25 protein-coding genes are annotated in these 26,458 nt (G+C 28.7%); 13 read left to right on the top strand and 12 right to left on the bottom strand.

Annotation, left to right across the window (positions count from 1 at the left end):
* Position 1: 1 nt before the first annotated feature.
* The 8 genes from CORN_RS00950 to CORN_RS00915 form a co-directional block, all read right to left on the bottom strand.
* Positions 2 to 784, bottom strand: coding sequence for a ParA family protein (locus CORN_RS00950; RefSeq protein ID WP_066007499.1), 783 nt, complete (start codon positions 782 to 784; stop codon positions 2 to 4).
* Complete coding sequence (locus CORN_RS00945; RefSeq protein WP_066007500.1) at positions 781 to 1,416, bottom strand: biotin--[acetyl-CoA-carboxylase] ligase; 636 nt, start codon at positions 1,414 to 1,416, stop codon at positions 781 to 783. Before CORN_RS00945 ends, CORN_RS00950 begins: the two co-directional genes overlap by 4 nt.
* Positions 1,397 to 2,308, bottom strand: a complete 912-nt coding sequence (gene fmt, locus CORN_RS00940; RefSeq protein ID WP_066007501.1) for a methionyl-tRNA formyltransferase — start codon at positions 2,306 to 2,308, stop codon at positions 1,397 to 1,399. The genes CORN_RS00945 and fmt overlap by 20 nt, the downstream gene beginning before the upstream one ends.
* Positions 2,305 to 2,772: a DUF6194 family protein gene (locus tag CORN_RS00935; RefSeq protein WP_066007502.1), complete on the bottom strand. Its 468-nt coding sequence runs from the start codon at positions 2,770 to 2,772 to the stop codon at positions 2,305 to 2,307. Before CORN_RS00935 ends, fmt begins: the two co-directional genes overlap by 4 nt.
* On the bottom strand, positions 2,772 to 3,815 hold the full coding sequence (gene obgE / locus CORN_RS00930; protein ID WP_066007503.1) for a GTPase ObgE: 1,044 nt from the start codon (positions 3,813 to 3,815) through the stop codon (positions 2,772 to 2,774). The genes CORN_RS00935 and obgE overlap by 1 nt, the downstream gene beginning before the upstream one ends.
* Positions 3,816 to 3,910: 95 nt before the next feature.
* Positions 3,911 to 4,165 (bottom strand): 50S ribosomal protein L27, encoded by a 255-nt coding sequence (rpmA, locus tag CORN_RS00925; RefSeq protein WP_002862355.1) that lies wholly within the window; start codon positions 4,163 to 4,165, stop codon positions 3,911 to 3,913.
* Between the two features lie 10 nt (positions 4,166 to 4,175).
* Positions 4,176 to 4,484: a 50S ribosomal protein L21 gene (gene rplU, locus CORN_RS00920; RefSeq protein ID WP_066007504.1), complete on the bottom strand. Its 309-nt coding sequence runs from the start codon at positions 4,482 to 4,484 to the stop codon at positions 4,176 to 4,178.
* A gap of 151 nt (positions 4,485 to 4,635) precedes the next feature.
* The gene (locus tag CORN_RS00915; RefSeq protein ID WP_066007505.1) at positions 4,636 to 5,670 is read right to left on the bottom strand and encodes a cytochrome-c peroxidase; all 1,035 of its coding nucleotides are present in this window, start codon (positions 5,668 to 5,670) and stop codon (positions 4,636 to 4,638) included.
* Between the two features lie 203 nt (positions 5,671 to 5,873).
* Between CORN_RS00915 and plsY the strand changes: the two genes are divergently transcribed.
* From plsY to CORN_RS00890, 5 genes are all read left to right on the top strand, one after another.
* Complete coding sequence (gene plsY / locus CORN_RS00910; RefSeq protein WP_066007507.1) at positions 5,874 to 6,485, top strand: glycerol-3-phosphate 1-O-acyltransferase PlsY; 612 nt, start codon at positions 5,874 to 5,876, stop codon at positions 6,483 to 6,485.
* The gene (locus tag CORN_RS00905) at positions 6,470 to 6,787 is read left to right on the top strand and encodes a dihydroneopterin aldolase (protein WP_066007509.1); all 318 of its coding nucleotides are present in this window, start codon (positions 6,470 to 6,472) and stop codon (positions 6,785 to 6,787) included. Before plsY ends, CORN_RS00905 begins: the two co-directional genes overlap by 16 nt.
* Positions 6,788 to 6,864: 77 nt before the next feature.
* Positions 6,865 to 7,539, top strand: a complete 675-nt coding sequence (gene hsrA / locus CORN_RS00900) for a homeostatic response regulator transcription factor HsrA (protein ID WP_066007511.1) — start codon at positions 6,865 to 6,867, stop codon at positions 7,537 to 7,539.
* A 120-nt stretch (positions 7,540 to 7,659) separates the two neighbouring features.
* On the top strand, positions 7,660 to 7,905 hold the full coding sequence (locus CORN_RS00895; RefSeq protein WP_066007512.1) for a YfhL family 4Fe-4S dicluster ferredoxin: 246 nt from the start codon (positions 7,660 to 7,662) through the stop codon (positions 7,903 to 7,905).
* Positions 7,905 to 9,401: a Ppx/GppA phosphatase family protein gene (locus CORN_RS00890; RefSeq protein ID WP_066007515.1), complete on the top strand. Its 1,497-nt coding sequence runs from the start codon at positions 7,905 to 7,907 to the stop codon at positions 9,399 to 9,401. Before CORN_RS00895 ends, CORN_RS00890 begins: the two co-directional genes overlap by 1 nt.
* On the opposite strand, the gene CORN_RS00885 is transcribed toward CORN_RS00890, so the two are convergent.
* The 3 genes from CORN_RS00885 to CORN_RS00875 are packed head-to-tail and all read right to left on the bottom strand — an operon-like array spanning position 9,398 to position 10,868.
* Complete coding sequence (locus tag CORN_RS00885) at positions 9,398 to 10,156, bottom strand: hypothetical protein (protein ID WP_066007517.1); 759 nt, start codon at positions 10,154 to 10,156, stop codon at positions 9,398 to 9,400. The two genes, CORN_RS00890 and CORN_RS00885, sit on opposite strands and share 4 nt — an antisense overlap.
* Positions 10,153 to 10,449, bottom strand: a complete 297-nt coding sequence (fliN, locus tag CORN_RS00880; protein ID WP_039662535.1) for a flagellar motor switch protein FliN — start codon at positions 10,447 to 10,449, stop codon at positions 10,153 to 10,155. Before fliN ends, CORN_RS00885 begins: the two co-directional genes overlap by 4 nt.
* Entirely contained in the window at positions 10,446 to 10,868 is a 423-nt protein-coding gene (locus CORN_RS00875) for a hypothetical protein (RefSeq protein ID WP_066007518.1), read from the bottom strand. Before CORN_RS00875 ends, fliN begins: the two co-directional genes overlap by 4 nt.
* Positions 10,869 to 10,986: 118 nt before the next feature.
* On the opposite strand from CORN_RS00875, the gene pseI reads away from it, so the two are divergent.
* The 7 genes from pseI to CORN_RS00840 are packed head-to-tail and all read left to right on the top strand — an operon-like array spanning position 10,987 to position 23,230.
* A complete protein-coding gene (gene pseI, locus CORN_RS00870; RefSeq protein WP_066007520.1) occupies positions 10,987 to 12,021 on the top strand; it encodes a pseudaminic acid synthase in 1,035 nt (344 codons plus the stop codon).
* 40 nt (positions 12,022 to 12,061) lie between these two features.
* Positions 12,062 to 13,897 (top strand): motility associated factor glycosyltransferase family protein, encoded by a 1,836-nt coding sequence (locus tag CORN_RS00865; RefSeq protein WP_172663966.1) that lies wholly within the window; start codon positions 12,062 to 12,064, stop codon positions 13,895 to 13,897.
* Positions 13,894 to 15,828: a motility associated factor glycosyltransferase family protein gene (locus CORN_RS00860; protein ID WP_066007581.1), complete on the top strand. Its 1,935-nt coding sequence runs from the start codon at positions 13,894 to 13,896 to the stop codon at positions 15,826 to 15,828. Before CORN_RS00865 ends, CORN_RS00860 begins: the two co-directional genes overlap by 4 nt.
* A complete protein-coding gene (locus CORN_RS00855; protein WP_172663965.1) occupies positions 15,815 to 17,686 on the top strand; it encodes a motility associated factor glycosyltransferase family protein in 1,872 nt (623 codons plus the stop codon). The genes CORN_RS00860 and CORN_RS00855 overlap by 14 nt, the downstream gene beginning before the upstream one ends.
* On the top strand, positions 17,683 to 19,518 hold the full coding sequence (locus tag CORN_RS00850; RefSeq protein WP_066007585.1) for a motility associated factor glycosyltransferase family protein: 1,836 nt from the start codon (positions 17,683 to 17,685) through the stop codon (positions 19,516 to 19,518). The genes CORN_RS00855 and CORN_RS00850 overlap by 4 nt, the downstream gene beginning before the upstream one ends.
* Complete coding sequence (locus tag CORN_RS00845) at positions 19,515 to 21,362, top strand: motility associated factor glycosyltransferase family protein (protein ID WP_172663964.1); 1,848 nt, start codon at positions 19,515 to 19,517, stop codon at positions 21,360 to 21,362. Before CORN_RS00850 ends, CORN_RS00845 begins: the two co-directional genes overlap by 4 nt.
* 5 nt (positions 21,363 to 21,367) lie before the next feature.
* On the top strand, positions 21,368 to 23,230 hold the full coding sequence (locus CORN_RS00840; protein ID WP_172663963.1) for a motility associated factor glycosyltransferase family protein: 1,863 nt from the start codon (positions 21,368 to 21,370) through the stop codon (positions 23,228 to 23,230).
* 14 nt (positions 23,231 to 23,244) lie between these two features.
* Here the strand turns inward: CORN_RS00840 and CORN_RS00835 are convergent, their stop codons facing one another.
* Positions 23,245 to 24,723 carry a flagellin B gene (locus CORN_RS00835; protein ID WP_172663962.1) on the bottom strand — a complete coding sequence of 493 codons (1,479 nt, stop codon included), beginning with the start codon at positions 24,721 to 24,723 and terminating at the stop codon, positions 23,245 to 23,247.
* Positions 24,724 to 24,882: 159 nt separating this feature from the next.
* Between CORN_RS00835 and CORN_RS00830 the strand changes: the two genes are divergently transcribed.
* Positions 24,883 to 26,349: a flagellin B gene (locus tag CORN_RS00830; protein WP_172663961.1), complete on the top strand. Its 1,467-nt coding sequence runs from the start codon at positions 24,883 to 24,885 to the stop codon at positions 26,347 to 26,349.
* Positions 26,350 to 26,458: the final 109 nt, after the last annotated feature.

Here is a 26,458-nt window from a genome sequence, read left to right as displayed (position 1 = left end):
TTTATCCTAGTATAGAATGTGCTAAATTTTGATATGCCAAAGAGCCTGGAGATTTTATATCATAAAGTATAATAGGCTTCCCATAACTTGGACTTTCAGCTAATTTTACATTCCTTGGTATAATGATAAAATCATCTTCGTTATCACCTGTTCTAAATAGCTTTTGCTTAAAATTTTGCTTTAAATCTTCTACAGTATCTTTTGAAAGATTGTTTTGAGAACTATACATAGTTGGTAAAAAACCTTTAATTTTTAGCTTTGGATTGATAGTTTTTTTCACAAATTTTATGGTGTTTAAAACCATTGCCACACCTTCAAGTGCGTAAAACTCACATTGTATAGGAATGATAACACTATCACTTGCTGCAAAAGCATTTACTGTAATACTTCCAAGTGCAGGCGGTGAATCAATGATAATAAAATCATAGTCTTTGGCAACTTCTTTGATTTTTTCTCTTAAAATCGTTCTATATTCTCCACTTTCTTTTACCACTTCTTGCTCAATTCCAACTAAAGAAATATTTGAAGGAGCTAAGTATAATTGTGGAAGTTCAGTTTTTAAAATAATCTCGGAAAGTTTTTTTCTGCCTATAAAAACATGATATATATTATATTCATAATTATTTCTATTAAAACCAAGTCCTGTCGTAGCATTAGCCTGCGGATCAATATCTATCAAAAGAACTTTTTTTTCAGCTACTGCTAAAGAAGCTGCTAGATTAATAGCTGTAGTAGTCTTACCTACTCCACCTTTTTGATTTGCAATAGTTATTATCTCACTCATCTTAAACTATATATCCTTTTATTGTCTAACAATATAGAACCATCTTTATACAACAAAGCATCTTTTAATGGTAAAATATTGCCTTCATTGTGTATAAAAAAATTTCTCGATTTTTCAAATTCTAACATATACTTGCTAAAAATATTCTTCCATAAAATTTTCTCATCTATATAAGAAAAATATTCATCTAAAAGTTTTTGTATATCTACCTCTATATCTAAAATTTCAGCATTAAATGGAGCATATTTAAGATTAATCCCCATTCCCACAACCAAAAAATCATTAATTTTAGAGCTCATCAATCCACCTATTTTTTTATCATCTATATAAAAATCATTAGGCCATTTAATCCATACTTTTGAATTTTTTCTTTGCAATACTTCTTTCATTAAAAATGCAAAATATATACTAGCAGAAGCCAAAGGAAGATCTTGTACTAATTCTTGTGTTTTTATACAAAAAGATATGTGTAAATTTCCTTGCTTACTTTGCCAAGCATTATCTCTGCTACCTATTCCCGCACTTTGAATAAAAGCGCAAATAGCAGTATTTTCTATAATTTCTCCGCCACGAATTTTATCACTTAAATAAACTTGAGTTGATCCAAGCTCGTCAAAATAAACTATCTCCAAGTTTTAACCTTTTTCCATTTAAATAAGTCTTAGCATCCAAAGCTTTTTTTCCACTTTCTTGTAAAATTTTAACTCTTAAAATGCCTTTTTTGCATGAAAGCAAAAAGCTTTCCTTTTCTATTTGTAAAATCAAACCTGCTTCTTGATTTTTTTCACTATCAACTAATTCTATATCTAAAAATTTCATACCATTTTCTAAAAAAATTCCAGGCCAAGGTGTAAAAGCTAAAAATTTTTGATAAATTTCACTTGCATTATCTAAATCAATCAACCCATCTTCTTTTTTGATTTTTTTACAATGTGTAACTAAACTTTCATCTTGCTTTTTTGGGATAATTTTTTCAAAATTTAAAAGCGTAGAAATAGTAAGCTTAGCTGCTAAATTTGAAAGCATGATAAAAACTTCAGCTGAATTTTTACCTTCTATATCACATTCTATGTTTTCTAAGATTGCACCACTATCAAGCCCTTCTTCCATAAGCATAGTACAAACTCCACTTATTTTATCTGCGTTTAAAATAGCACTTTGTATAGGAGAAGCACCACGATACTTAGGTAGTAAAGAAGCATGCAAATTTACACAAGGAGCAATATTTAAAATTTCTTTTGGTAAAATTTTCCCATAAGCAGCAACAACTATAAAATCAGGTTTTAAACTTTTTATTTCGTTGATTATATTTTCATCTTTTAAAATTTTTGGAGTGAAAATTTCTATATTTAAATTATTTTCTAAAACAAATTTTTTAGTATCACTTGGAGTTAAAATTTGTTTTCTACCCACAGGTTTATCAGGCTGAGTAAATAAAGCTTGAACATTAAACCCTTTATCAACAAGCTCTTTTAAAATACATGTTGCATAAGAAGGAGTTCCCATAAAAATGATATTTTTCATAACACCACTATCCTTTTTTGGTAAGTTTTTATAGCTTTTTGATATGAAAGTCCAAGATAATTTTTAAAAATTTCAAAATTTTTTCTAGAAGGACTATTAATACAAATATACCCCATATAGGCATAAATTGGATGAGGCATGATAAAATCAAGCATAGAAAAATCATAATTTAAATTAACAACCTCACCCTTTAAAGCTTTTTTAGGTTTTTGACCAAAAAGCTTTTGGTAATCTTGATCACAAAGAGAGCAACTTAAACGAAACACACCTTTTCTATTTAAATTCGAAGCTTTATCATTTACCCCATCATTTTCTTTAACAGTACAAAAATAAACTCCATTTTTTAAAACCCTATCGGGATTATAAAAAAAACTATGTTCTTTATAGGTAAATTTATATACCAAGCCTTTAAAATTAGACTCGATATATTTTTGGATAAAGTCTATAGTTAAATTTTCACTCATCAAAGACTATTTTGGTTTCTAATTTTTTTAACTTCTTCTAAAAGCATAAATTTAAGCTCTTTTAAACCTGTTTTTTCAAGACTTGACACTTTGATAAAAAAACTTTGTGGATTATTTTGGCTTTGTAAATAAGCTTTTAACTCATTAAATTCATCTTGCATTTTTTGAGCAAATTCCTCACCTAAATTTACACTATCGCTTTTTGAAAGCATTAAGCCAAAATTTCTTGCATAGAGTTTGCTTGAAAATTTTTCCAACTCTTTTCTTAAAACACAAAATTGCTCTTTTAGGCTCATTTCTCTTAATGGATCAAGTACAAAAAGCAAAAAAGAAGTCCTTTCTATATGTCTTAAAAACTCAAGCCCCAAACCCCTACCATCACTTGCACCTTCTATAATGCCTGGGATATCTGCCATTACAAAAGAATTATAATCATCTACTTCAACCATACCAAGTTTTGGAGTTAGAGTGGTAAATTCATAATTAGCTATTTCAGGTCTTGCATTAGATACTACGCTTATAAGGGTTGATTTTCCTACATTTGGAAAACCCACAAGTCCAACATCTGCTATGAGTTTTAACTCTAAGCGCACACTTAAGGTTTTTCCTGCTACACCTGGTTGGGCATAATCTGGACGTTGATTAGTAGAGTTTTTAAAGTGAGTATTACCAAGACCGCCTTTACCACCTTTTAAAAAGAGTTCTTTTTGACCTTCTACTAGCATATCAAGCAAAACTTCCCCACTTTGCGCATCAATTACCTGAGTGCCTTGAGGGACAATCAACTCTAAACTTTCCCCTCTTTTGCCATTTTTATTACGACCCAAACCCGGTTGGCCATTTTGTGCTTTAAGTTCTTTTTTACCTTTAAAGTGTGCTAGAGTGTGAGTGTTGTTATCACATATAAAATATACATCGCCACCATTTCCACCATCGCCACCATCAGGTCCACCAAGTGGAACATGTTTTTCACGGCGAAAACTCACAGCACCTTTACCACCATTACCTGAACTTAAAACTAATTTTACATTATCTATAAACATACAATCACCAAAGTATAAATTTTTAAAATGATATTATATTTTTTTTAATATATTAAGATTAAAAAGAAGAAAAAGGCTACAAAGTAGCCTTAAAATTATGCAGGATAAACAGAAACTTTTTTTCTATTTTTATCTTTTCTTTCGAATTTTACAAAACCATCAATTAAAGCAAAAATTGTATGATCTTTTCCCATACCTACATTGTTACCTGCATGAGTTGCTGTTCCCCTTTGGCGAATGATAATATTACCAGCACGAACAAATTCTCCACCAAATTTTTTAACACCTAGACGACGACCTATAGAATCACGATTATTCTGAGTTGAACCTTGACCTTTCTTGTGTGCCATACTTTACTCCTTAAGCTTTAATATCTACTACTCTAACGCGAGTAAATTGTCTTCTAAAACCACGTTTTAATTTTGAGTCTTTTCTACGTCTTTTTTTGTAAATCACAACTTTTTTGTCTTTTCCATGAGCAATCACTTCTAAAACAACTTTTGCACCCGTAACAAATGGCGCACCTACCTTTAATTCTTTATCACATACTGCAAGAACTTCACTTACTTCTACGCTTGATTTTACTTCAGCTTCAAAACGATCTAGTTTAAGCTCATCACCTTGGCTTACTCTGTATTGCTTTCCACTGTGTTTTATAATAGCATACATACAGCTATCCTTTCTTAAAATATTTTGGTAGTACCATAAAGCATTATGTAAAAACATAAATTTAGAAAGCTTTAGTGGTTAAAAGCTGTAATTATATCTTGATTTTATATAAAATAAGCTTAAGACGCAAAAAAGCGTCTTAAGATTTAAATTAAAGCTCTGGTTTTGGAGTTTTTTCAGTTGCTTTTGGAAGTTGAGGATAAGTAATGTTTGGTTTTTTACCTGTTAAAGCATTTAAGAAGGTTTCTATAGAAGCTGCTTCTTTGTCAGAAATTTCTATGCCAAGTTGAACACTACCCATTTCTTTGATTGCTTCTTGTAAAGACCAAATAGCACCATTGTGGAAATATGGAGCTGTTTCAGCAATATTTCTTAAAGTTGGAGTTTTAACCAAACCATTTGCATCGCCTTTAAAATCTCCCACATTTGCAAATTTATATTGTGCCGCTACTTGGAAAGCTTGCATACTACCACCTAAATTTACTCCAGTATGGCAAGCTGTACAACCTTTATCAATAAAGGTTTTTAAACCTTCTTTTTCTTTTTTACTTAAAGCTTTTGTGTCACCTTCTAGGAATTTATCGAATTTAGATGGAGTCAAAAGTGTTCTTTCAAATGTAGCAATGGCATCTGCAATATTATCAAAAGTTACTCCACTACTACCATAAACTTTTTTAAATTCTTTCACATATTCTGGCATAGAAGCTATTTTTTCTACTGCTAATTTAGCAGGAGTTGCCATTTCAGGTTCTGCTTCAATCGGACCTTTTGCTTGATCTGCTAAAGTACCTGCTCTACCATCCCAAAATTGGGTTGAATTTAAAACTGAATTATATACTGTTGGCGAATTTAAATGATGAGGATTGGTTGTCCATTTATGCCCTACAGCAGCTGCGATACCATCAGCACCACCCATACCTAAGTTATGACAGGTATTACAAGAAATCAAACCACTTTTAGAAAGTCTTGGTTCAAAATATAACTTTTTACCTAGATTAGCTTTTTCTTTAGAAAATTTACTAGCCTCAACGCCCATTTCTTTTAATAGTTTTTCAACACCTGCTTGATCCTTTGGCAAAGGTGCTAAACCTGCAGCTTTTGCTTCATCTAACAAAGCTCTATCATTAGCAAAAACAGCTGAAGCAACTAATAATGATGATGCAACTAATAATGAAATTTTTTTCATTATTTACTCCTAAATTAAGATAAAATAAAGCCTATTTAAAATAAACTTATTAGAAATATATCTATAATTTTCTTTAAACAAAATAAAAAATTTCTATTTAACAATAAAAATTATTATAGGATAAATTATCTCTTAAATATTAATTTCAGGGTTTTTTGTTATCATTCATTATGAAGTTTTTAAAATTTTAGGATACAAAGTAAATGGAAAATTTAATAATCTATCTTTTAGCTTATCTTATAGGTGCTATACCATTTGGGCTTTTATTAGCTCAAATTTTTGCCAAAACAAATATTAAAAATGCAGGCAGTAAAAGCATAGGTGCCACTAATGTTTTAAGAGTAGTAAAAGAAAGTGATCCTAAACTTGCTAAAACACTTGCTGTTGCGACTATTGTTTTAGATGCGTTTAAAGGAGTGATACCTATATTAATAGCAAAAATCTTAGGTTATGATGAAAATATCTTATGGACTATGGCTGTTTTAGCGGTATTTGGTCACTGCTTTTCTCCTTATTTGAAATTTGAAGGTGGCAAAGGAGTAGCTACTGGAGCTGGAGTTTTAGCGGTATTTTTACCTTTTGAAATTATATGTGCGATTTTAGTTTGGCTTATCATAGGAAAAGTGTTTAAAATTTCAAGTTTAGCTTCACTTGGAGCCTTATTTACTCTTATAATTAGTTCTTTTATATTTCACTATGACATGCCTGTTGTTAATACTCATGCACCAATTTTTATCATAGCATTTATAGTGCTTTATAAACACATACCAAATATTTTAAGACTTGTTGGAAAACAAGAATGCAAAGTCATATAAAAATTAGCTTAGAATTTAAATGTATTATAGGCCTTTTAGATTTTGAAAGAATTCAAGAACAAAAAGTCTTAATAGAATTAGAAGCTAAAAGTAAACAATTTTTAGATTATGCAAAATTATGTGCTAGAATAGAAAAAATTTACAAAAAGAAAAAATTTAAAACCATAGAAAAGTCTTTAAAATACATATGTAAAGATACTAAAAAACACCATAAAAAGCTTCAATTTATAAATATCACTTGTTATAAACCTGATATTATTAAAAACGCACGTGTTGGAGCTAGTCTAAGTAAAAAATATTAAAATTTTTTTAAAGAATTTTGAATATTTGCTTAATTTGTGTTATACTTTTGCACTAAAACTATCTTCAAAGGAATAAAATGCGTATTTTGGTTGTAGAAGATGAAGCGTCACTTAATAAAACCTTATCAAACACTTTGAATGAGTTCGGTTACCAAAGTGATACTTCGGAAAATTTTAAAGACGCTGAGTATTTTATAGGTATTAGACACTATGATTTAGTATTATCAAATTGGGTTATTGGCAATAACGACGCAAGTGATTTAATCAATGCCATTAAACAAAAATCTCCAAGAACTGCCATAGTAACAATATGCACAAAAGCAGATAAAGAAAACGAAATTAAAGCTTTAAAAGCCGGAGCAGATGATTATATAAAAAAACCTTTAGATTTTGAAATTTTATTGGCAAGAATCGAAGCTAGACTTAGATTTGGTGGAACTAATGTAATTAAAATTGATGATTTAGTGATTGACCCTGACGAAGAAAAAATCACTTACCAAGGAAAAGATATAGAGTTAAAAGGTAAGCCTTTTGAAGTTTTAACTCATTTAGCTAGACACTCTGATCAGATCGTATCAAAAGAGCAGCTTTTAGATGCTATTTGGGAAGAACCTGAACTTGTAACTCCAAATGTTATAGAAGTTGCAATCAACCAAATAAGACAAAAAATGGATAAACCACTTAATATTTCTACCATAGAAACTGTACGTCGCAGAGGATATCGTTTTTGTTTTCCTAAAAAAACTAACTAAAAATTTTTTAGAATGATTGAATCATTCTAAAAAATTAGATTTATTTTTTCTTTTATTTTAAATTACCTATAAGTTTTTATATAGTATAAGTCTTTTTTATTACTCATAAAAAGGAAAAGTATGTCACTTTTAATTACTAGAGAATGTATATCCTGCGATGCATGTAGGGAAGAATGCCCAGATGAGGCTATTTATGATAACGAACCAATCTATGTTATAGATCCTGATCTTTGTACTGAGTGTGTGAATGAATTTTCAGAGCCAGCCTGTATTGTAGCCTGTCCAGTAGATTGTATCATACCTGACCCTGACAATGTAGAAAGTATTGATGAACTTCGTTTAAAACACAAAAACAAAGATATTTAATGGCTAAAAAAACAGCAGTAATTGACCTTGGCTCTAACTCTGTTCGTATGGTAATCTTTGAAAGAACCTCAAGGTATGGTTTTTTTATTTGTAGCGAACATAAAAAGAAAATAAGACTTGGAGAAAACGCCTACAATAACAATAAAATTCTTCAAGAAGAAGCTATGCTTAAAGCTGAGAAAGCTCTAGCTTATTTTAAAGAAAAAGCTTTAAAAGAAAAATGTAGAAAAATTATCGCTGTTGGAACTTCTGCACTAAGAGATGCTCCTAATGCAAAAGATTTTATTGCTAGGATAGCAAAAAATGTAGGTCTAAATATAAAATGTATTAACGGAAAAACTGAGTCATTTTTAGGTGGACTTGCTGCTTTAAATTTATTATCAAATATTAAAAATGCAACAACAATAGACATAGGTGGAGGATCAACAGAACTTTGCTTAATTAAAGAAGGTGCTATCATAGATTGTATTTCACTTGATCTTGGCACAGTAAGATTAAAAGAAATTTTTTATGACACTAAAAGATTTAATGCCCTAGATCAATTCATACAAGAAGCACTAGCACAAGTCCCAAAACGCTTTCAAAATGATAACATCATTGCCATAGGTGGAAGCTTAAGAGCATTATCGAATTCTATAATGAAAAAAAACTCTTATCCATTGAAAATGATTCATAATTTTAGTTATAGTTTTGAAAAGGAAAAAAATCATATAGAAAAAATTCAAAATGCTAAAAATTTAGTTGATTTTAATATCAAAAAAGATCGTTTTGACACCATAAAAGAAGGCTGTGTGATATTTTTAGCCTTAGCAAAAAATTTAAAGGCCAAAAATATCATCACTTCTGCGGTGGGTGTAAGAGAGGGAGTGTTTTTATCTAATCTTTTTCAAAAATATACAAAAATAAAAAACGATACAACAGATTTTTCAAAATTTACTGCTAAATTTCCATCTAATTTCAACCCAAGTCTAAAATCTTTACAAGATCGTTTTAACATAGATTACAATGACAAAAGTACATATTTTGCAAATAAATTATTTGACACCCTTTTGCCTCTTCATAAAATTGATATTAGTTTTAAAAAAGATCTTTTAAATGCCGCCAAATTAGCTCATGTGGGCGAAAGAATTAATTTTTATTTTGCTAATGAGCATAGCGCTTATATGGCATTAAATGGCTTACATTTTGGTTTTTCACATAAGGAAATTTTACTCATTTCTATTCTTTTAAAAGCTAATGGTAAAAAAATAAATCCTTTTGCTATCGAACATATCAAAGAATTATTACCAAACAATCATGTGTTAACTTGGCTTAATTTTATTTTAGCATTAGCAAAAAAACTTGCAAAAGACACTGATATAAATCTTGATTTTACATTAAAAAATCATACTTTATATATTTATTCAGATAAGAAACAAATTTATTTTTCAAAAGAAGAGATTAAAAAGATTTTAAAGCCAAAACTCATAATTTTAGCTTTTAATCAAAAAAATTAATTATTTTGTTTTAAAAGCAAATTTTGCAATCTTTGCTTATTTTCTTCAAAATAAGAGTCAAAATCCTTTTCTTTTGGCTTTTGTGATGTTTTATTTTGCTCTTCGTTTTTTATCACAGCCTCCGTTGTTTCTAATATTATATTTGATTTTCCTATAACCATAGTATAACGCTTCAAGCCATATTCAAAAACTACAAGCTGATTATATCTATCAAGTGGTCTTTGAAAAATCAAGTTAAAATTTCTATCTAAAGGATGTTTTTGTTTTAAATATATCTTTAAAAACCAAAGCGCAATGAATAAAAGTATTAAAATACTTACAACTAAAATATAATTTGTAAAATCATACTCTTGCATACTTACTTCCTTGCTTTTTTCATCTAAGCTTTTTTTAGTTGTTAAATTCACACCTTCTTTTTGTGCACGCAGTCTTAAACCATACTCACCAATTGTATCTGCATTGATTTGTATTTTATCACCGACGCTTAAAGCTATAAATGTTTTTTTACTTTCTGAGAAAATTTTAACTTTTTTAATGATGCTAGAATTTAATGTTTTATCTTCTTCTTTGGCACTTTGAGCATTTAAAGTAAAAATAATAATACCATCTTTTTTCTTTTGACTAATACCTTCCTTATAAGGAACATCAAACGAAAAAGTGATATCTACCCTATCTTCTCTTGGATAAATATTATAATCAAGAATTTTAGCTCCAAAAAGAGGTAAAGCAAATAGTAAAATCCAAATAAATTTCATTGCAGTTCTTTTTTGAAATACTGCAACACTGATTTAGAATCTAAAATTTCATTAATCCTTATAGCAAGGTTTTTTTCATATACCATTACCTCACCTTTACCAAAGATTCTTTTATTTAAATAAAGCTCCACACTTTCACCTGCTGGCTTTTCAAGATCTATCACAGAACCTACCTCTAGCTTCAAAAGCTCTTTTACGCTCATATTAGTTGTGCCAAGTTCGCTGACAAAATCTACGCTAATATCTAAAATATCTTCATAAGATTGCAATAATCCTAAATGATCTTCTATCATAGTTTTTTATAACCTATTCTAAAACGAGCATTTTTCATTTCATAGGTAAATTTTTCTTTCAGTTTAATTTTTGAAAACCCATCAATACGTCCTAAATACTCAGGAACACCTAAACGATATTCATCTTTACCATTAGTATCATTAAGTAATTTTTTAGCATAACCTATGATTTGATTTGCCACTTCTTTTACCAAATCTGCTAATCCATCTTCTTTTAGTTCTTCGTGTAGTAAAAATAATGCAATTTCATTTAAAGCTTTTTTTTGAAAAAATAAATAAAAACTATATTCCTCATCTTTAAAATACAAAGGTATAGAAGCCCCATAAAGCTCACCTCTAATCACACTTGTTGGTGAAATTTTTAGTTTTAAAATGTGCTCACAAAAATGATAAATTGAGTATTCTAGTGTTTTAGTCATAGCTTTTCCTTAGATAACTTATTAATAAATTTATTTTACTAAATAAACCTTTAATCATAATTAATAATTAAAATATAAAATATAGTAAATTTTTATTCAAATCAAAAAAAGGCTTTTAATGTTTATAGAAAATTTTAATTTGAACGAGAAAGTTTTCATCATCGCTGAGCTTTCAGCTAACCATGCAAACAGCCTTGAAGTAGCTTTAAAAACCATACAGGCAGCTAAAAAAGCGGGAGCTGATGCTATAAAAATTCAAACCTATACCCCAGATAGTTTGACGCTAAATTCTAATAAAAAAGATTTTATCATCGAGGGTGGTTTGTGGCATGGGCGTAATTTATATGAACTATACAAAGAAGCTAAAACACCTTATGAGTGGCATGAAAAGCTTTTTGAATGTGCTAAAAATGAAGGATTAATCTGTTTTTCTAGTCCTTTTTCTAAAGAAGATGTAAATTTTTTAAGAAAATTTAACCCTTCAGCTTATAAAATCGCTTCTTTTGAAGCAAATGATTATAATTTTGTACGCTATGTAGCTAAAGAAAACAAACCTACTTTGGTTTCTACAGGCATAGCCTACGAAGAAGAACTTGAAATGATTGTTAAAATTTTTCAAGAAGAAAATAACCAAAATCTAATTTTGCTTAAATGCACCTCAGCTTATCCTTCGCAAATTTGCGATCTAAACCTAAATACTATAAAAACTTTACAAGAAAAATTTAGCACTATAATTGGTTTAAGCGATCACAGTGAAGGATTTTTAGCACCAGCCTTAGCTGTAGCTCTTGGGGCAAGAGTTATAGAAAAACATTTTATATTGAATAAAACTCTCGATAGTGCTGATGCTAAATTTAGTCTTGACTTTGATGAGTTTAAACAAATGTGCAATATGGTGCGTTTAAGCGAACAAGCACTAGGCAAAGCTAGCTTAACAATAGATGAAAAAACTTTAAAAAACCGCCATTTTGCAAGAAGTTTATATGCTAGTAAAGACATCAAAAAAGGAGAAAATTTTACACAAGAAAATGTAAAAAGTGTAAGACCAAACTTAGGTTTACATCCTAAGTTTTTGCCTACCATACTTGGCAAAAAAGCAACTTGCGATATAGAATTTGGCACAGCATTGAAAGAACAACATTTTTTGGAATGATTAATGCTTTTGCTTAAAAAAACATAAATAAGGAACTATAATGCTACTTGAACTTAATTTTTCTAGGAATTTACAAGTTTTAAAGGAAATCAATACAAATTTAGCAGATAAAATCTTACAAGTAAAATCTAATGAAAGATTTGAACTTTTTGAAAAAAACTACGATATTTACGATCACAAGACAAAACAATTTTGCATACAAAATGCTTTGAACAATCTATCTTTTTACGAAGAAAATTACAAAAGACACCCTTTTTTAGTTTTTTTTGGAATCGGCAATGGAGCATTAGTTTTTGAACTTTTAAAAAATCCATTAAAAGATTGTATTTGTATTATAGAACCTGAAATAGAACTTTTATATATTGCTTTACATTTAAACGATTTTAGCCAAGATTTACAAGATAAAAGACTTCATATTTATTTATATGAGGATATTAACTTTTTAACTTTTTATCGTTTTTTTGAACAAGAAAAAATTCACTTTTTTGTAAAAACTTATGATTTGCTTATAATGTCAAATTTTTACGAAAATTATGAAGATGCTATAAAAACAATCAATTCCTTATGTATCGAAAGTATAAAATCTTTGGTTATTAGACAAGGCAATTCATCAGAAGACTCCCTCCAAGGCATAACCCAACTTTTACATAATCTACCTTATCAATTAGCTAACCCTAGCTTAAAAGATTTACTCAAACAAAGAAAAGATAAAATAGAAAATGCTATTATAGTTTCTACTGGTCCATCTTTGATTAAACAATTACCTTTATTAAAAGAATATGCTAGTAAGGCTAGTATTATATGTGCAGATAGTGCTTATCCTATATTAGCAAAGCATAATATTAAGCCTGATTATGTTTTAATGCTTGAAAGAGATGAAGTTGTCAGCGAATGTTTTAATAATAATTTTGGTGAATTTGATAAAGATATATTATTTGTTGTTGCAAGTTTAGTACATCAAAAAACTATAGAATACTTAAAGAAAAACAATAGAAATTTTATGCTAGTACATAGACCACTACCTTTTGCACAAAGTTTAAATATGAATGATTATGGTTATTTAGGCTCAGGTATGAGTGTGGCTAATATGGCTTATGAATTAGCTGTAAAATTAGGTCATAAAAATATTATCTTAATAGGACAAGATTTAGCTTATGGTGAAGATGGGAATTCTCATCCTAAAGATTATGTTCATGGGGAAGAAAGTGAAAACTATAGAAAAGAAAATTTCTTCATAACAGCCTATGGGGGTAAAGGTAAAGTAGAAACAAATCAATTTTGGAATATTTTCAAAGAAAGTTTTGAAAAAGATATAGAATCAACAATACCACTAGATATAAAAACTTACAATGCCACTGAAGGTGGAGCTAGAATAGAAGGAAGTATAGAAAAACCTTTTAAAGAACTTTGTGAAGAGTTGTTGAAGGAAGATAAGGTTTTGTTTGGAAAGTTGCAAGGTCTCAATGAAAAAGAATTTAAAGATAAAAAAGATGAGATTGATAAAAAGTTAAGAAAAATCATCATTTTAGCAAAAAGCTATATTAATGAGTGTGAGCTTTTAAAATCAGATCTTACAAAATGCATAGAAGAATTTGATTTTAAAGATGAAACATTTAATCCACTAAGTCAAAGAATTTATCAAATGAAAGCTAGATTTGAAGAGGAAGAATTTAAAAATTATTTTTTAGATTTAATTCGCTCGATATTTTTTCATTTTGAATACAAAATTGCACAAAATTATATAAAAAATCCTAGTAATTTAGATGAAGAATACATTAAAAGAAAAGAGTATTTAGAAATACATAAAAACTGGATTGATTTTATCATACCTCATATAAAGCTACAAGCAACAACTATAGAAGAAGGGCTTTCATGAACACCTATGAAACCAACTTCAATAAAAATCTAGGAGCTTTAGAAGAATACAATACTATCTTAGCTGATAAAATAGAAGATGTAAAAACAAATAAGCGTTTTGAAGTATTTGCAGGGGAAAATACTTTTGATATAAACATATACGATCATGAGTTAAAACAAAATTTATATGATAATCCTGAAAAATTCTTTGATGAAAAATACAATGAAATTTATTCTAAGTATGAAAGATATCCTGTTTTATTTTTTTATGGTTTAGGTAATGGTTTATTATACAAAGCTTTATTAAAAAATGAAAATCATAAAAGCATAATAGTTTTTGAACCTAATATTGAAATACTTTATATAGTTTTTCATCTAATAGATTTTAGCCAAGAATTAAAAGATAAAAGATTGTATGTGGTGGAAACAAATGATTTTGATATGGATGATGTTATAAATTTTTTAATGGGAGAGCTTTTTGTTCGAAACTATCTTTATGATAGTAAAATTTTATCTTTAAATTCCTATTACAATCAACACAAAACACATATAGAGGAATTAGAAAAAAAACTAAATGAAAAAATTATGTATGTTTTTAATGCCCAAGGAAGCAATAGAATAACAACCTTGTCGCAAGATTTAAGATTTTCTATAGAAAATACACCAAAAATGCTTACAAAAGCTTTATTTAAAGATTTTATCAATCAAAGAAAAGGGAAAAATAAAACTGCCATTATTGTTGCAAGTGGTCCAAGCTTAATCAAGCAACTCCCTTTGCTAAAAGAAATTCAAAATAAAGCTACCATTATAAGTGCTGATGGAAGCTATTCTATGCTTGCAAAATATAATATAAAACCAGATATTGTGATGTCTTTAGACCCAAGTGAACTTACTAGCAAATTCTTTGATAATGATTTTAAAGAATTTGATAAAGATATCAACTTTATTATCACAGCACCAACACATCCAGATACCATAAAGTATTTAGAAAAAAACCACAGAAATTATTTGTTAGTTTTAAGACCATCATCAAAATTTACTCACAAAATACTAATAAATGATTTTGGGACTTTAGGTGGTTTAAATGTAGCCTATATGGGATATGAGTTAGCTGTAAAATTAGAACATAAAAATATTATACTTATAGGGCAAGATTTAGCTTTTGATGAAAAAGGTAATTCTCATCCTATGGAATTTCTATACGGAAAAGACTTTGATAATAATATTCCTGTTCTAGAAAAGCGTATAAAAACTACAGCTTATGGTGGCAAGGGTGAAGTGATTACCCATCAAGGATGGAAATACTACATACAAAGTTATGAACTTTATATAAAAGAAACTGCTAAAAACAACATTACAACCTACAATGCCACTGAAGGTGGAGCTAGAATAGAAGGCACCATAGAAAAACCTTTTAAAGAACTTTGTGATGAGTTATTAAAAGAAGATAAGATTATTTTTCCTTTTTTACAAAGTTTGCCAAAAAAAGAACAAATTTTATTAGCAAAACAAAACTATGATTATTTTTTAGAACTTATTAAATTTGCAAAAAGTAAAATTTATCAATGTCAAAAGCTTTTAAAACCTATTTTAAAGGTCATTGAACAAACTAGATATCATATTGATTTAAATACTATTGATTTTGTTAAAATTTTAAAAACTAATGATGAAATTCACAAAGTTAAAGAATTTTTAGAAGATGAAAAAATGGCTGTATTTTCCGACCAACTAGCCGCTGCCTTAACTTTAACAGAACTTGAACTAGCTAAAATTTCACTTATGAGCGCTCATAGCCAAGAAGATAAAAAAATTCGTATGATTATTTGGCTTATAAAGCACGAAGAATGGCTTAAATTAGTCATAGAAACCTTAGAATCCCAAACAAAAATTATGGAAAAATCGATACAAAGTTTAAAAGACTTTATAGAGGAAAACAATGAACACCTATGAAACCAACTTCAATAAAAACCTAGGAGCTTTAGAAGAATACAATACCATCTTAGCTGATAAAATAGAAGATGTAAAAACAAATAAGCGTTTTGAAGTATTTGCAGGGGAAAATACTTTTGATATAAACATATACGATCATGAGTTAAAACAAAATTTATATGATAATCCTGAAAAATTCTTTGATGAAAAATACAATGAAATTTATTCTAAGTATGAAAGATATCCTGTTTTATTTTTTTATGGTTTAGGTAATGGTTTATTATACAAAGCTTTATTAAAAAATGAAAATCATAAAAGCATAATAGTTTTTGAACCTAATATTGAAATACTTTATATAGTTTTTCATCTAATAGATTTTAGCCAAGAATTAAAAGATAAAAGATTGTATGTGGTGGAAAATTTTGATAAAACGCATTTAAATATATTCTTAGGGAAAGAATTACATGTGAGAAATTACTTACAAAATATCAAATTATTTACGCATTCTCCTTATTATAATAACTATAAAGATGTTTGTGTTTTTGAAAAAAATACTCAAGAACTTTGTTTAAATCTTATCACAGAACTTGGCAACGACCCTAAAGACTCCCTCCAAGGCATAACCCAACTTTTACATAATCTACCTTATCAATTAGCTAACCCTAGCCTAAAAGACTTACTCAAACAAAGAAAAGATAAAATAGAAAATGCTATTATAGTTTCTACTGGTCCATCTTTGATTAAACAATTACCTTTATTAAAAGAATATGCTAGTAAGGCTAGTATTATATGTGCTGATAGTGCTTATCCTATATTAGCAAAGCATAATATTAAGCCTGATTATGTGTTGTCTTTAGAAAGAATAGAAAGAACTTCTGAATTTTTTAATAATGATTTTGGTGATTTTGATAAAGATATATTGTTTGTTTTAGTTAGTATGGTTTTTCCAAAAACCATAGAATACTTAAAGAAAAATGGTAGAAATTTTATGCTAGTACATAGACCATTACCTTTTGCACAAAGTTTAAATATGAATGATTATGGTTATTTAGGCTCAGGTATGAGTGTGGCTAATATGGCTTATGAATTAGCTGTAAAATTAGGTCATAAAAATATTATCTTAATAGGACAAGATTTAGCTTATGGTGAAGATGGGAATTCTCATCCTAAAGATTATCATTATTTTAAAGAAGACTTTGAAGGAAGTAGAAAACAAGGTCTATTTGTAACAGCTTATGGTGGTAATAAAGAAGTAGAAACAAATAGATGGTGGAAAATATTTAAAGAAACATTTGAAAAAGATATAGCCTTAATGAATCCACTAGATATAAAAACTTACAATGCCACTGAAGGTGGAGCTAGAATAGAAGGAAGTATAGAAAAACCTTTTAAAGAGCTTTGTGAAGAGTTGTTGAGGGAAGATAAGGTTTTGTTTGGGAAATTGCAAGGTCTAAATGAAAAAGAATTTAAAGATAAAAAAGATGAGATTAGCAAAAGATTAGATTATAAGATACAAAAAATCTCTCAAATTCTTATTAACGGTAAAAATCTCAAAGAAGAACTAAAAGATACTTTAAACTATACTAGTCATTCTAATAATATCCATGAGTTAGATTTTAAAAAAATTTTAAACACCAACGATAGCTTACATTTGCTCAAAGCCGACATAGAGAAAATGTTAGAATTAGGGGAAGTATTAAACCCTGCTTTAAAAAATATAGAATTAGAACTAGCCAAAATTTCGCTTATGAGCGCTCATACTCAAGAAGATAAAAAAATTCGTATGATAACTTGGCTTTTAAAGCATGAGTTATGGATAGAACAACTCATTAAATATCTTGATATTTTACTTGAAATTCTACAAAAAGAACAAAAATGAATATTTTTATAAAAAATTTAAATGCCTTAGATGAAAATTTAAAAATTAAACTTTTGCAATTAAACCCTACAAAAGCCGTTCAAATGCAAGATAAAAATTTCATCAATTCTCTAAAGACTTACTATAAAAATCATCCTGTTTTATTTGTTTATGGTATAGGTATATATATATATGAAGCTTTTAAAAATCAAAATTTAAAACATTTAGTGATTTTTGAAGATGATTTAAATCAACTTTATGCATTTTTAAAAAACAACGATATATCTTCATTTTTAAATAATCAACAATTATTTATATTTTATACAAAAGATTTTGATTTTAATAAGGCAAAAGAATTGTTTTTGCAACAAAATTTTATGTTTTATAAAGATATATCAACAATCATACCTTTTAAAAAATCTTGTTTTATCCAAAATATACAAGAGTTTATCCAAAAAGCCATTTTAAGTATATTAAATGCTTTACAATCAAGTGATGATTGTAAAATAATTATCAAATATTTTTGCAAAAATCTCTCAAAAACACTAACCCATACAAGTACAAAAGAATTTTTAGAAAAACATAAAGCTACAAACAAAACCGCTATCGTCGTTGCAAGTGGTCCAAGCTTAATCAAACAACTTCCCCTGCTAAAAGAAGTCCAACAAAAAGTAAGCATATTTTGTGCAGATGGTTCTTATCCTATTTTACATAAATACGGAATAAAACCTGACTATGTATTTTGCATAGAAAGAAGTATAGCAAATGAAGAAATAGAAGAAATAGAAGCCTCTTGGAAATTTTTTGATAACAATTTTAAAAATTTTGATAAAGATATATTGTTCATATTTAGCGATAGTGTTTTTCCAAAAACAATAGAAATGATGGATAGAAACAATAGAAACTACATAATTAATCTTTCAACAAATTCATTTTGCGTTAGTTTTGGTTTTGATGATTATGGATATTGTGATTTAAGTTTTAATTCTGTTGCAAATTTAGCTTATAATTTTGCAGTATCTTTAGGATATGAAAACATCATATTAATAGGACAAGATTTAGCTTTTGACGAAAAAGGCAATTCTCATCCTAATGAATTTTTGCATGGAACAAATTTAGATTCCACTCGCTATGAGCACATTAAAACAACAGCTTATGGCGGAGAAAATGAAGTTTATACTCATGCAGCATGGATGTTATATAAAGAAAAATACGAATACGATATAGCTCAAAATAAAAATTTTATCAAAACCTACAATGCCACTGAAGGTGGAGCTAGGATAGAAGGAAGTATAGAAAAGCCTTTTAAAGAGCTTTGTGAAAATGTTATTAGCAAAGAAAGTGTTAAAAATTTTCAAAAACTTTCATTGCCAGATAAAAAAGATATTCGTAAAAATCTCACAAAAGCTTTAAAACATTTTAATACAATCAATCAAAAAGCTATAGATTTTTTAAATCAAGCCCAAGATCTTTTAGTAAAAGTTCAAAACATCTCTTCGATGCTCAACAACCTACCAACTCATTTAAGCTTAGAAGAAAGTTTAAATGCGATCAATTTCAATCAAATCACAAACTTAAAACAAGAATTAAAATCATACAAAGAAGAGATTTTATCTAGTAAATATTTTTCTACAATTTTGCTAAGCTATATGTATACTAATGAATGTAATTTTATAAAATTAGAATGCATTGATACAAACGATACAATAAAAGAAAAAATAAATCAACTCAGTTATATAATTAACCATGAAAGACATATCAAAGAAATAACAAATCTTATCCAAACACAATATTCTATAATAAATCAAACCATAGCCGATATACAAATTTTAATTTCTAAGGATTTTTTATGAACGAACTCTTTTTAAAAAATACTCAAGCTTTATTTGAAAAAGATCGGCCCCTAGCCTTAAAATTAAGAGAGCTTAAAGAATGTAAGCAATTTGAACTTTTTCAAGGAAGTAGTGATAATTTAGATATTAATATATTAGATAAAAAAAGAAAAGAATTTGTATATAAAGATCCTTTAAAAGAATTAAATGAAAGTTTAAAGCTATTTAATGAAGAATTTTTAAGATATCCTATTTTATTTTTTTATGGTTTAGGGAATGGAATTTTATATAAAGCTTTACTCTCTAATCCTATTAGAAATCATTTGGTTATTTTTGAAGAAGAATTAGAGATTATTTATTTAGTTTTTCATTATTTAGATTTAAGTGAAGAAATCAGAAATGAAAAGGTGATTTTGTTTTATACACCATTAACAACTTTTGCTCAACTTGATATTTTAATGAGTTATACTACTATAAGAAATTATTATAAAATTTACAATCTTTTTACACATAGTGCTTTTTATAATACTTATAATATTAAAAAAATCAATGACTATCTTATACAAGCAATAAAACTTAACCATACAAAAGTTGGTAATGCACCAAGTGATTCTTTAAAAGGTATTACTCAATTTGTTAAAAATTTAATTTTTCTTATCTCTAACCCTAGCTTAAAAGATTTACTCAAACAAAGAAAAGACAAAATAGAAAATGCTATTATAGTTTCTACTGGTCCATCTTTGATTAAACAATTACCTTTATTAAAAGAATATGCTAGTAAGGCTAGTATTATATGTGCTGATAGTGCTTATCCTATATTAGCAAAGCATAATATTAAGCCTGATTATGTTTTAATGCTTGAAAGAGATGAAGTTGTCAGCGAATGTTTTAATAATAATTTTGGTGAATTTGATAAAGATATATTATTTGTTGTTGCAAGTTTAGTACATCAAAAAACTATAGAATACTTAAAGAAAAACAATAGAAATTTTATGCTAGTACATAGACCACTACCTTTTGCACAAAGTTTAAATATGAATGATTATGGTTATTTAGGCTCAGGTATGAGTGTGGCTAATATGGCTTATGAATTAGCTGTAAAATTAGGTCATAAAAATATTATCTTAATAGGACAAGATTTAGCTTATGGTGAAGATGGGAATTCTCATCCTAAAGATTATGTTCATGGGGAAGAAAGTGAAAACTATAGAAAACAAGGTCTATTTGTAACAGCTTATGGTGGTAATAAAGAAGTAGAAACAAATAGATGGTGGAAAATATTTAAAGAAACATTTGAAAAAGATATAGCCTTAATGAATCCACTAGATATAAAAACTTACAATGCCACTGAAGGTGGAGCTAGAATAGAAGGAAGTATAGAAAAACCTTTTAAAGAGCTTTGTGAAGAGTTGTTGAGGGAAGATAAACCTTACCTAAAACACTTTAAAATAACCCAAGCAAAATTAAGTAAAAATCTAGAAAAAGCAGCAAAAAATATAGAAAAAATGATTATCATAAACCAAAATAATATCAAAAAAATACAAAATATCTTAGAGCAAATTTCAAAAAGTAAAAAAACTTTAAAAGTAAAAAAACTTTTTTCACAAATTGATACTTTTAAAGTACAACTTCATAAAAGATCTAATGGTGCATATGAGCTTTATCCACATATTTTATATCATCACGAGCTAAAAGTAAATGCTATTTTATGTAAAAACCCAAACAATTTACAAGAACAAAATACTATGATTTTAGAACTTTTAAAAGAATACGAGGAAACTTTTAAAACTCTTTTACATCTTTTGTATGTATTTGACACTACAATAAAAGACAACACTATAGAACTTTTTCAACTCACAAGGTAAAACACATGAACGAACTCTTTTTAAAAAATACTCAAGCTTTATTTGAAAAAGATCAGCCCCTAGCCTTAAAATTAAGAGAGCTTAAAGAATGTAAGCAATTTGAACTTTTTCAAGGAAGTAGTGATAATTTAGATATTAATATATTAGATAAAAAAAGAAAAGAATTTGTATATAAAGATCCTTTAAAAGAATTAAATGAAAGTTTAAAGCTATTTAATGAAGAATTTTTAAGATATCCTATTTTATTTTTTTATGGTTTAGGGAATGGAATTTTATATAAAGCTTTACTCTCTAATCCTATTAGAAATCATTTGGTTATTTTTGAAGAAGAATTAGAGATTATTTATTTAGTTTTTCATTATTTAGATTTAAGTGAAGAAATCAGAAATGAAAAGGTGATTTTGTTTCAAGATTTTTCTTTTCATAAAATCAGTAATTTTTTTGCACAAAAAAATATCAATACTTTAGTAAAAATTTACGATTTTCATCCGCTGAACGAATTTTACAGCAACTATTATTTAAAGTCTATCCAGACAATAAACTCTATTAATTTAAAATCCATCCGATACATATCTACTACTATGGGCAACGACCCTAAAGACTCCCTCCAAGGCATAACCCAACTTTTACATAATCTACCTTATCAATTAGCTAACCCTAGCCTAAAAGACTTACTCAAACAAAGAAAAGATAAAATAGAAAATGCTATTATAGTTTCTACTGGTCCATCTTTGATTAAACAATTACCTTTATTAAAAGAATATGCTAGTAAGGCTAGTATTATATGTGCTGATAGTGCTTATCCTATATTAGCAAAGCATAATATTAAGCCTGATTATGTGTTGTCTTTAGAAAGAATAGAAAGAACTTCTGAATTTTTTAATAATGATTTTGGTGATTTTGATAAAGATATATTGTTTGTTTTAGTTAGTATGGTTTTTCCAAAAACCATAGAATACTTAAAGAAAAATGGTAGAAATTTTATGCTAGTACATAGACCATTACCTTTTGCACAAAGTTTAAATATGAATGATTATGGTTATTTAGGCTCAGGTATGAGTGTGGCTAATATGGCTTATGAATTAGCTGTAAAATTAGGTCATAAAAATATTATCTTAATAGGACAAGATTTAGCTTATGGTGAAGATGGGAATTCTCATCCTAAAGATTATCATTATTTTAAAGAAGACTTTGAAGGAAGTAGAAAACAAGGTCTATTTGTAACAGCTTATGGTGGTAATAAAGAAGTAGAAACAAATAGATGGTGGAAAATATTTAAAGAAACATTTGAAAAAGATATAGCCTTAATGAATCCACTAGATATAAAAACTTACAATGCCACTGAAGGTGGAGCTAGAATAGAAGGAAGTATAGAAAAACCTTTTAAAGAGCTTTGTGAAGAGTTGTTGAGGGAAGATAAGGTTTTGTTTGGGAAATTGCAAAAAAGCAACAAAAAATATAACTTGCAAAAAAGAATCCAGGTAAATATCAATCTTGCTAATAGATTTATTATAAGCTGTCAAAAAATTTTATCTCTTATTGAAAAAAATATCAATCAATGCGATTTTCAAAATTTAAAAAAAGAAAATATGCATTTAACTAAACTTTTAACTCATATAGATAAATTAAAAAATCAAATATTAAAAAACAAAAACCATTATATTTTTAATGAGCTTCAAAAACCTTTATTTTACCATTATGAAAGCAAAATAAATGAACTATTTGTATTAGTTTATAAAGATGAGCTGGAAAAAACTAGAAAGATTATAAGCTATCTTAATGCTAATAAAACATGGCTACAAGATTACATTCAAACTCTAAAAATCCAAAATGAAATTGTAAAAAAAGTCGATTTTAAAGCCCTTTAAAAAAGGGCTTTTTATTATTGTAAAAGTTTTAATACATTTTGCTGAACAGCATTTGCTTGACTCATAGCATAAGAACCACTTTGGGCTAAGATATTGTATTTAGAAAAGTTCGCACTCTCAGCAGCAAAGTCAACATCTCTTATGGTTGATTCTGCTGATTTGATATTTACTTGAGTTACGCTAATGTTGTTAATAGTTGATGTGATTTGATTTTGTACCGCACCAATATCTGCTCTAATATTATCAAGTGTAGTAATGGCACTATCAGCTAAATCCATAACAGCCATTGCACCTTGTAAGGTAGTAACACCTGCACTTTTTGGAGTAGCGATATTATCTGCTGTGCTCATGGCATTAAATCCCATCGCACAAGCTATATCAGCTGAAATTTGACCCTTTACAGCTTCTAAATTTACTGTTGCTTGAGCAGCAGATGAACCATTTTGACCAAATCCTATTGTAGATCCTCCAGAAACTATGATATCTCTACCATCGTTTTTAACTAAAGACAATCTTCCATAATTTACAGAAGCTACAACACCACTTAAGGCTGTTCCAAGAGAACCTGTCAATTCTATACCTCTACCATCGGCTGAATTTAAAATGAGTTTTCCATCTACTACAGAAGCTTCAACCCCTGTTGTATCTTTTTTAGCATTGATAGCCGCTGCCAAAGCGCCATCTTTATCCCCAGGTTTTACATCAACTTGACCTATAACCACACCATTAATAGCAAAATCAAGACCTGTTGTTCCAGCAGGTAAAGCACCGCTTGATATGGTTTGAACCACAGCTGTTGCTCTAACGCCTGTTTTATCAGCTACTTTATTGATCTCATCAGCCAAAGCACCAAGTCCTGTTCCAACAGAAGTAGAAATAACCACTGATTGAAACTTATAATCATTTACACCATCATATGATTTTAAAACTATATTAGATACTCCACTTCCTGTAACCCTAAGACCTGTTTCAAAACGAGTATGACCAATCTTTCCTGATTGAGTTGGTCCTATGGTTGCATGCACTGTTTGATTTGACTGTGCACCTATTTGAAATTCTTGATTAACAAAATTTCCACTTAAAAGTTGTTTGCCATTAAATGAAGTAGTATTTGCAATGTTATCAAGTTCTTCCATTAAACGATTGATTTCATTTTGAATCATTGTTCTAGTTTTTGCTGTTTGACCATCTTGAGCTGCTTGAGTAGCTTTTACCTTAATGGTATCTAGTATTTTCAACTGCTCATCCATAGCTTTATCAGCAGTTTGCAAAATACCTATAGCATCATTACCATTATTAATAGCTTGACCTAAAGATGCTGCTTGGTTTCTTAATGAATCAGCTATCGCCATACCAGAAGCATCATCTGCGGCTGAATTTATTCTCAAACCTGAACTAAGTCTTCCTAGAGATTTATCTAATTCTCTAGCGGTGATTACCGAATTTGCGTGTGCATTCATTGCACCTATATTGGTGTTTATTCTAAAACCCATTTTAAATCCTTTCAAAATATTGCTTAGCTTTGTTGAAGCAATAAGTGTTCCAAAAATGTAAAAAATTTTTTGTATAAAAATATAAAACTTTTTATATTGCTTCCGATATGGTTTTTAACGACAGCATGACGGTGTCGAATATATTTAAAAGGATTTAAAATGGGATTTCGTATTAACACAAATGTAGCATCTTTAAATGCTCAAGTAAATGCAGGATTGAACTCAAGATCGTTAGATAGCTCTTTAGCAAGACTTAGTTCAGGTTTGAGAATAAATTCAGCCGCAGATGATGCTTCTGGTCTAGCTATTGCAGATAGCTTGAAAACTCAGGCAAATACTTTAGGTCAAGCTATATCAAATGCAAATGATGCAAACAGCATGCTTCAAATCGCTGATAAAGCTATGGATGAGCAGTTGAAAATACTAGATACCATTAAGGTAAAAGCTACTCAAGCAGCTCAAGATGGTCAAACAGCAAAAACTAGAGCGATGATTCAAGGTGAGATCGGTAAACTTATGGAAGAACTTGATAACATTGCAAATACTACTACCTATAATGGTAAACAACTTTTAAGTGGTGCTTTTTCTAATCAACAATTTCAAATTGGTGATAAAGCAAATCAAACAGTAAATGCAACCATAGGTGCAACTCAATCAGCTAAAATCGGTCAAACTCGTTTTGAAACAGGAAGTAGAATTACAGCTGGTGGCACTTTAGGTTTTACTATTAAAAATTATGATGGTGTAAATGATTTTAAAGTTCAACCAGTAATTCTTTCTACAAGTGCTGGAACAGGACTTGGTGCTTTAGCAGCTGAGATTAATAAATCTTCAGATAAAACAGGTGTTAGAGCTACTGCAACAGTTCAAACCATCTCAAGTGGTACTATTCAAGCTGGAAATACTGGAGATACTTTCACAATTAATGGAGTTGTTATTGGTAAAGTTGCAGTACAAGCTGGTGATAAAGATGGTGCTTTAGTTTCAGCTATCAATGCTAAAAAAGATACAACAGGAGTTGAAGCTTCTGTGGTAAATGGTCAGTTAGTTCTAAACTCAGCTGATGGTAGAGGTATAGAACTAAGTGGATTAGGTTCTTCTTTAAGTGGAAATATAGCTTCTGTAAATTATGGAAGATTGTCTTTAGTTAAAAATGATGGTAGTGACATCATCATCTCTGGAGGATCTACAGTTGGTCTTGGAACAGCTACAGCTGAAGCAACTGTAAATCTAGAATCAGTTAAAGGTCAAATTGCTGCAAGTATTGCTTGTGCTATGGGCTTTAATGCTATGAGTACAGCTGATTTAGTAGGTAAAAAACAATCAGCAGGTGTTACTACCTTACAAGGTGCAATGGCTGTTATGGATATAGCTGATACTGCTATAGCAAACCTTGACACCATTAGAGCAAACATCGGTGCTACACAAAATCAAATCACATCAACTATTAACAACATTAGCGTAACTCAAGTTAATGTTAAAGCTGCTGAATCACAAATTAGAGATGTTGACTTTGCAAGTGAAAGTGCAAACTACTCTAAAGCTAATATCTTAGCTCAAAGTGGATCTTACGCTATGGCTCAAGCAAATGCAGCTTCTCAAAATGTATTAAGATTACTTCAGTAGTCAATTTACGATTTCCTAAGCTCACCTTTTGGTGGGCTTTTCTTCTTTTCTAAGCAAAAAATTTAACTTTTTTTTATACACTTTTATTAATTTTAATCCTCACAAGGAA

Source organism: Campylobacter ornithocola, from assembly GCF_013201605.1.
Lineage (GTDB): Bacteria > Campylobacterota > Campylobacteria > Campylobacterales > Campylobacteraceae > Campylobacter_D > Campylobacter_D ornithocola.
Note: the sequence above shows the minus strand (reverse complement) of the source record. Positions and strands in the feature narration are given on the sequence as shown.

Excerpts from the sequence above, each read along its gene's own strand:
- CORN_RS00950 (WP_066007499.1), bottom strand. The coding sequence starts at position 784 with ATGAGTGAGATAATAACTATTGCAAATCAAAAAGGTGGAGTAGGTAAG.
- fmt (WP_066007501.1), bottom strand. The coding sequence starts at position 2,308 with ATGAAAAATATCATTTTTATGGGAACTCCTTCTTATGCAACATGTATT.
- CORN_RS00935 (WP_066007502.1), bottom strand. The coding sequence starts at position 2,772 with ATGAGTGAAAATTTAACTATAGACTTTATCCAAAAATATATCGAGTCT.
- obgE (WP_066007503.1), bottom strand. The coding sequence starts at position 3,815 with ATGTTTATAGATAATGTAAAATTAGTTTTAAGTTCAGGTAATGGTGGT.
- rpmA (WP_002862355.1), bottom strand. The coding sequence starts at position 4,165 with ATGGCACACAAGAAAGGTCAAGGTTCAACTCAGAATAATCGTGATTCT.
- rplU (WP_066007504.1), bottom strand. The coding sequence starts at position 4,484 with ATGTATGCTATTATAAAACACAGTGGAAAGCAATACAGAGTAAGCCAA.
- CORN_RS00915 (WP_066007505.1), bottom strand. The coding sequence starts at position 5,670 with ATGAAAAAAATTTCATTATTAGTTGCATCATCATTATTAGTTGCTTCA.
- plsY (WP_066007507.1), top strand. The coding sequence starts at position 5,874 with ATGGAAAATTTAATAATCTATCTTTTAGCTTATCTTATAGGTGCTATA.
- CORN_RS00905 (WP_066007509.1), top strand. The coding sequence starts at position 6,470 with ATGCAAAGTCATATAAAAATTAGCTTAGAATTTAAATGTATTATAGGC.
- hsrA (WP_066007511.1), top strand. The coding sequence starts at position 6,865 with ATGCGTATTTTGGTTGTAGAAGATGAAGCGTCACTTAATAAAACCTTA.
- CORN_RS00895 (WP_066007512.1), top strand. The coding sequence starts at position 7,660 with ATGTCACTTTTAATTACTAGAGAATGTATATCCTGCGATGCATGTAGG.
- CORN_RS00890 (WP_066007515.1), top strand. The coding sequence starts at position 7,905 with ATGGCTAAAAAAACAGCAGTAATTGACCTTGGCTCTAACTCTGTTCGT.
- CORN_RS00885 (WP_066007517.1), bottom strand. The coding sequence starts at position 10,156 with ATGAAATTTATTTGGATTTTACTATTTGCTTTACCTCTTTTTGGAGCT.
- fliN (WP_039662535.1), bottom strand. The coding sequence starts at position 10,449 with ATGATAGAAGATCATTTAGGATTATTGCAATCTTATGAAGATATTTTA.
- CORN_RS00875 (WP_066007518.1), bottom strand. The coding sequence starts at position 10,868 with ATGACTAAAACACTAGAATACTCAATTTATCATTTTTGTGAGCACATT.
- pseI (WP_066007520.1), top strand. The coding sequence starts at position 10,987 with ATGTTTATAGAAAATTTTAATTTGAACGAGAAAGTTTTCATCATCGCT.
- CORN_RS00865 (WP_172663966.1), top strand. The coding sequence starts at position 12,062 with ATGCTACTTGAACTTAATTTTTCTAGGAATTTACAAGTTTTAAAGGAA.
- CORN_RS00860 (WP_066007581.1), top strand. The coding sequence starts at position 13,894 with ATGAACACCTATGAAACCAACTTCAATAAAAATCTAGGAGCTTTAGAA.
- CORN_RS00855 (WP_172663965.1), top strand. The coding sequence starts at position 15,815 with ATGAACACCTATGAAACCAACTTCAATAAAAACCTAGGAGCTTTAGAA.
- CORN_RS00850 (WP_066007585.1), top strand. The coding sequence starts at position 17,683 with ATGAATATTTTTATAAAAAATTTAAATGCCTTAGATGAAAATTTAAAA.
- CORN_RS00845 (WP_172663964.1), top strand. The coding sequence starts at position 19,515 with ATGAACGAACTCTTTTTAAAAAATACTCAAGCTTTATTTGAAAAAGAT.
- CORN_RS00840 (WP_172663963.1), top strand. The coding sequence starts at position 21,368 with ATGAACGAACTCTTTTTAAAAAATACTCAAGCTTTATTTGAAAAAGAT.
- CORN_RS00835 (WP_172663962.1), bottom strand. The coding sequence starts at position 24,723 with ATGGGTTTTAGAATAAACACCAATATAGGTGCAATGAATGCACACGCA.
- CORN_RS00830 (WP_172663961.1), top strand. The coding sequence starts at position 24,883 with ATGGGATTTCGTATTAACACAAATGTAGCATCTTTAAATGCTCAAGTA.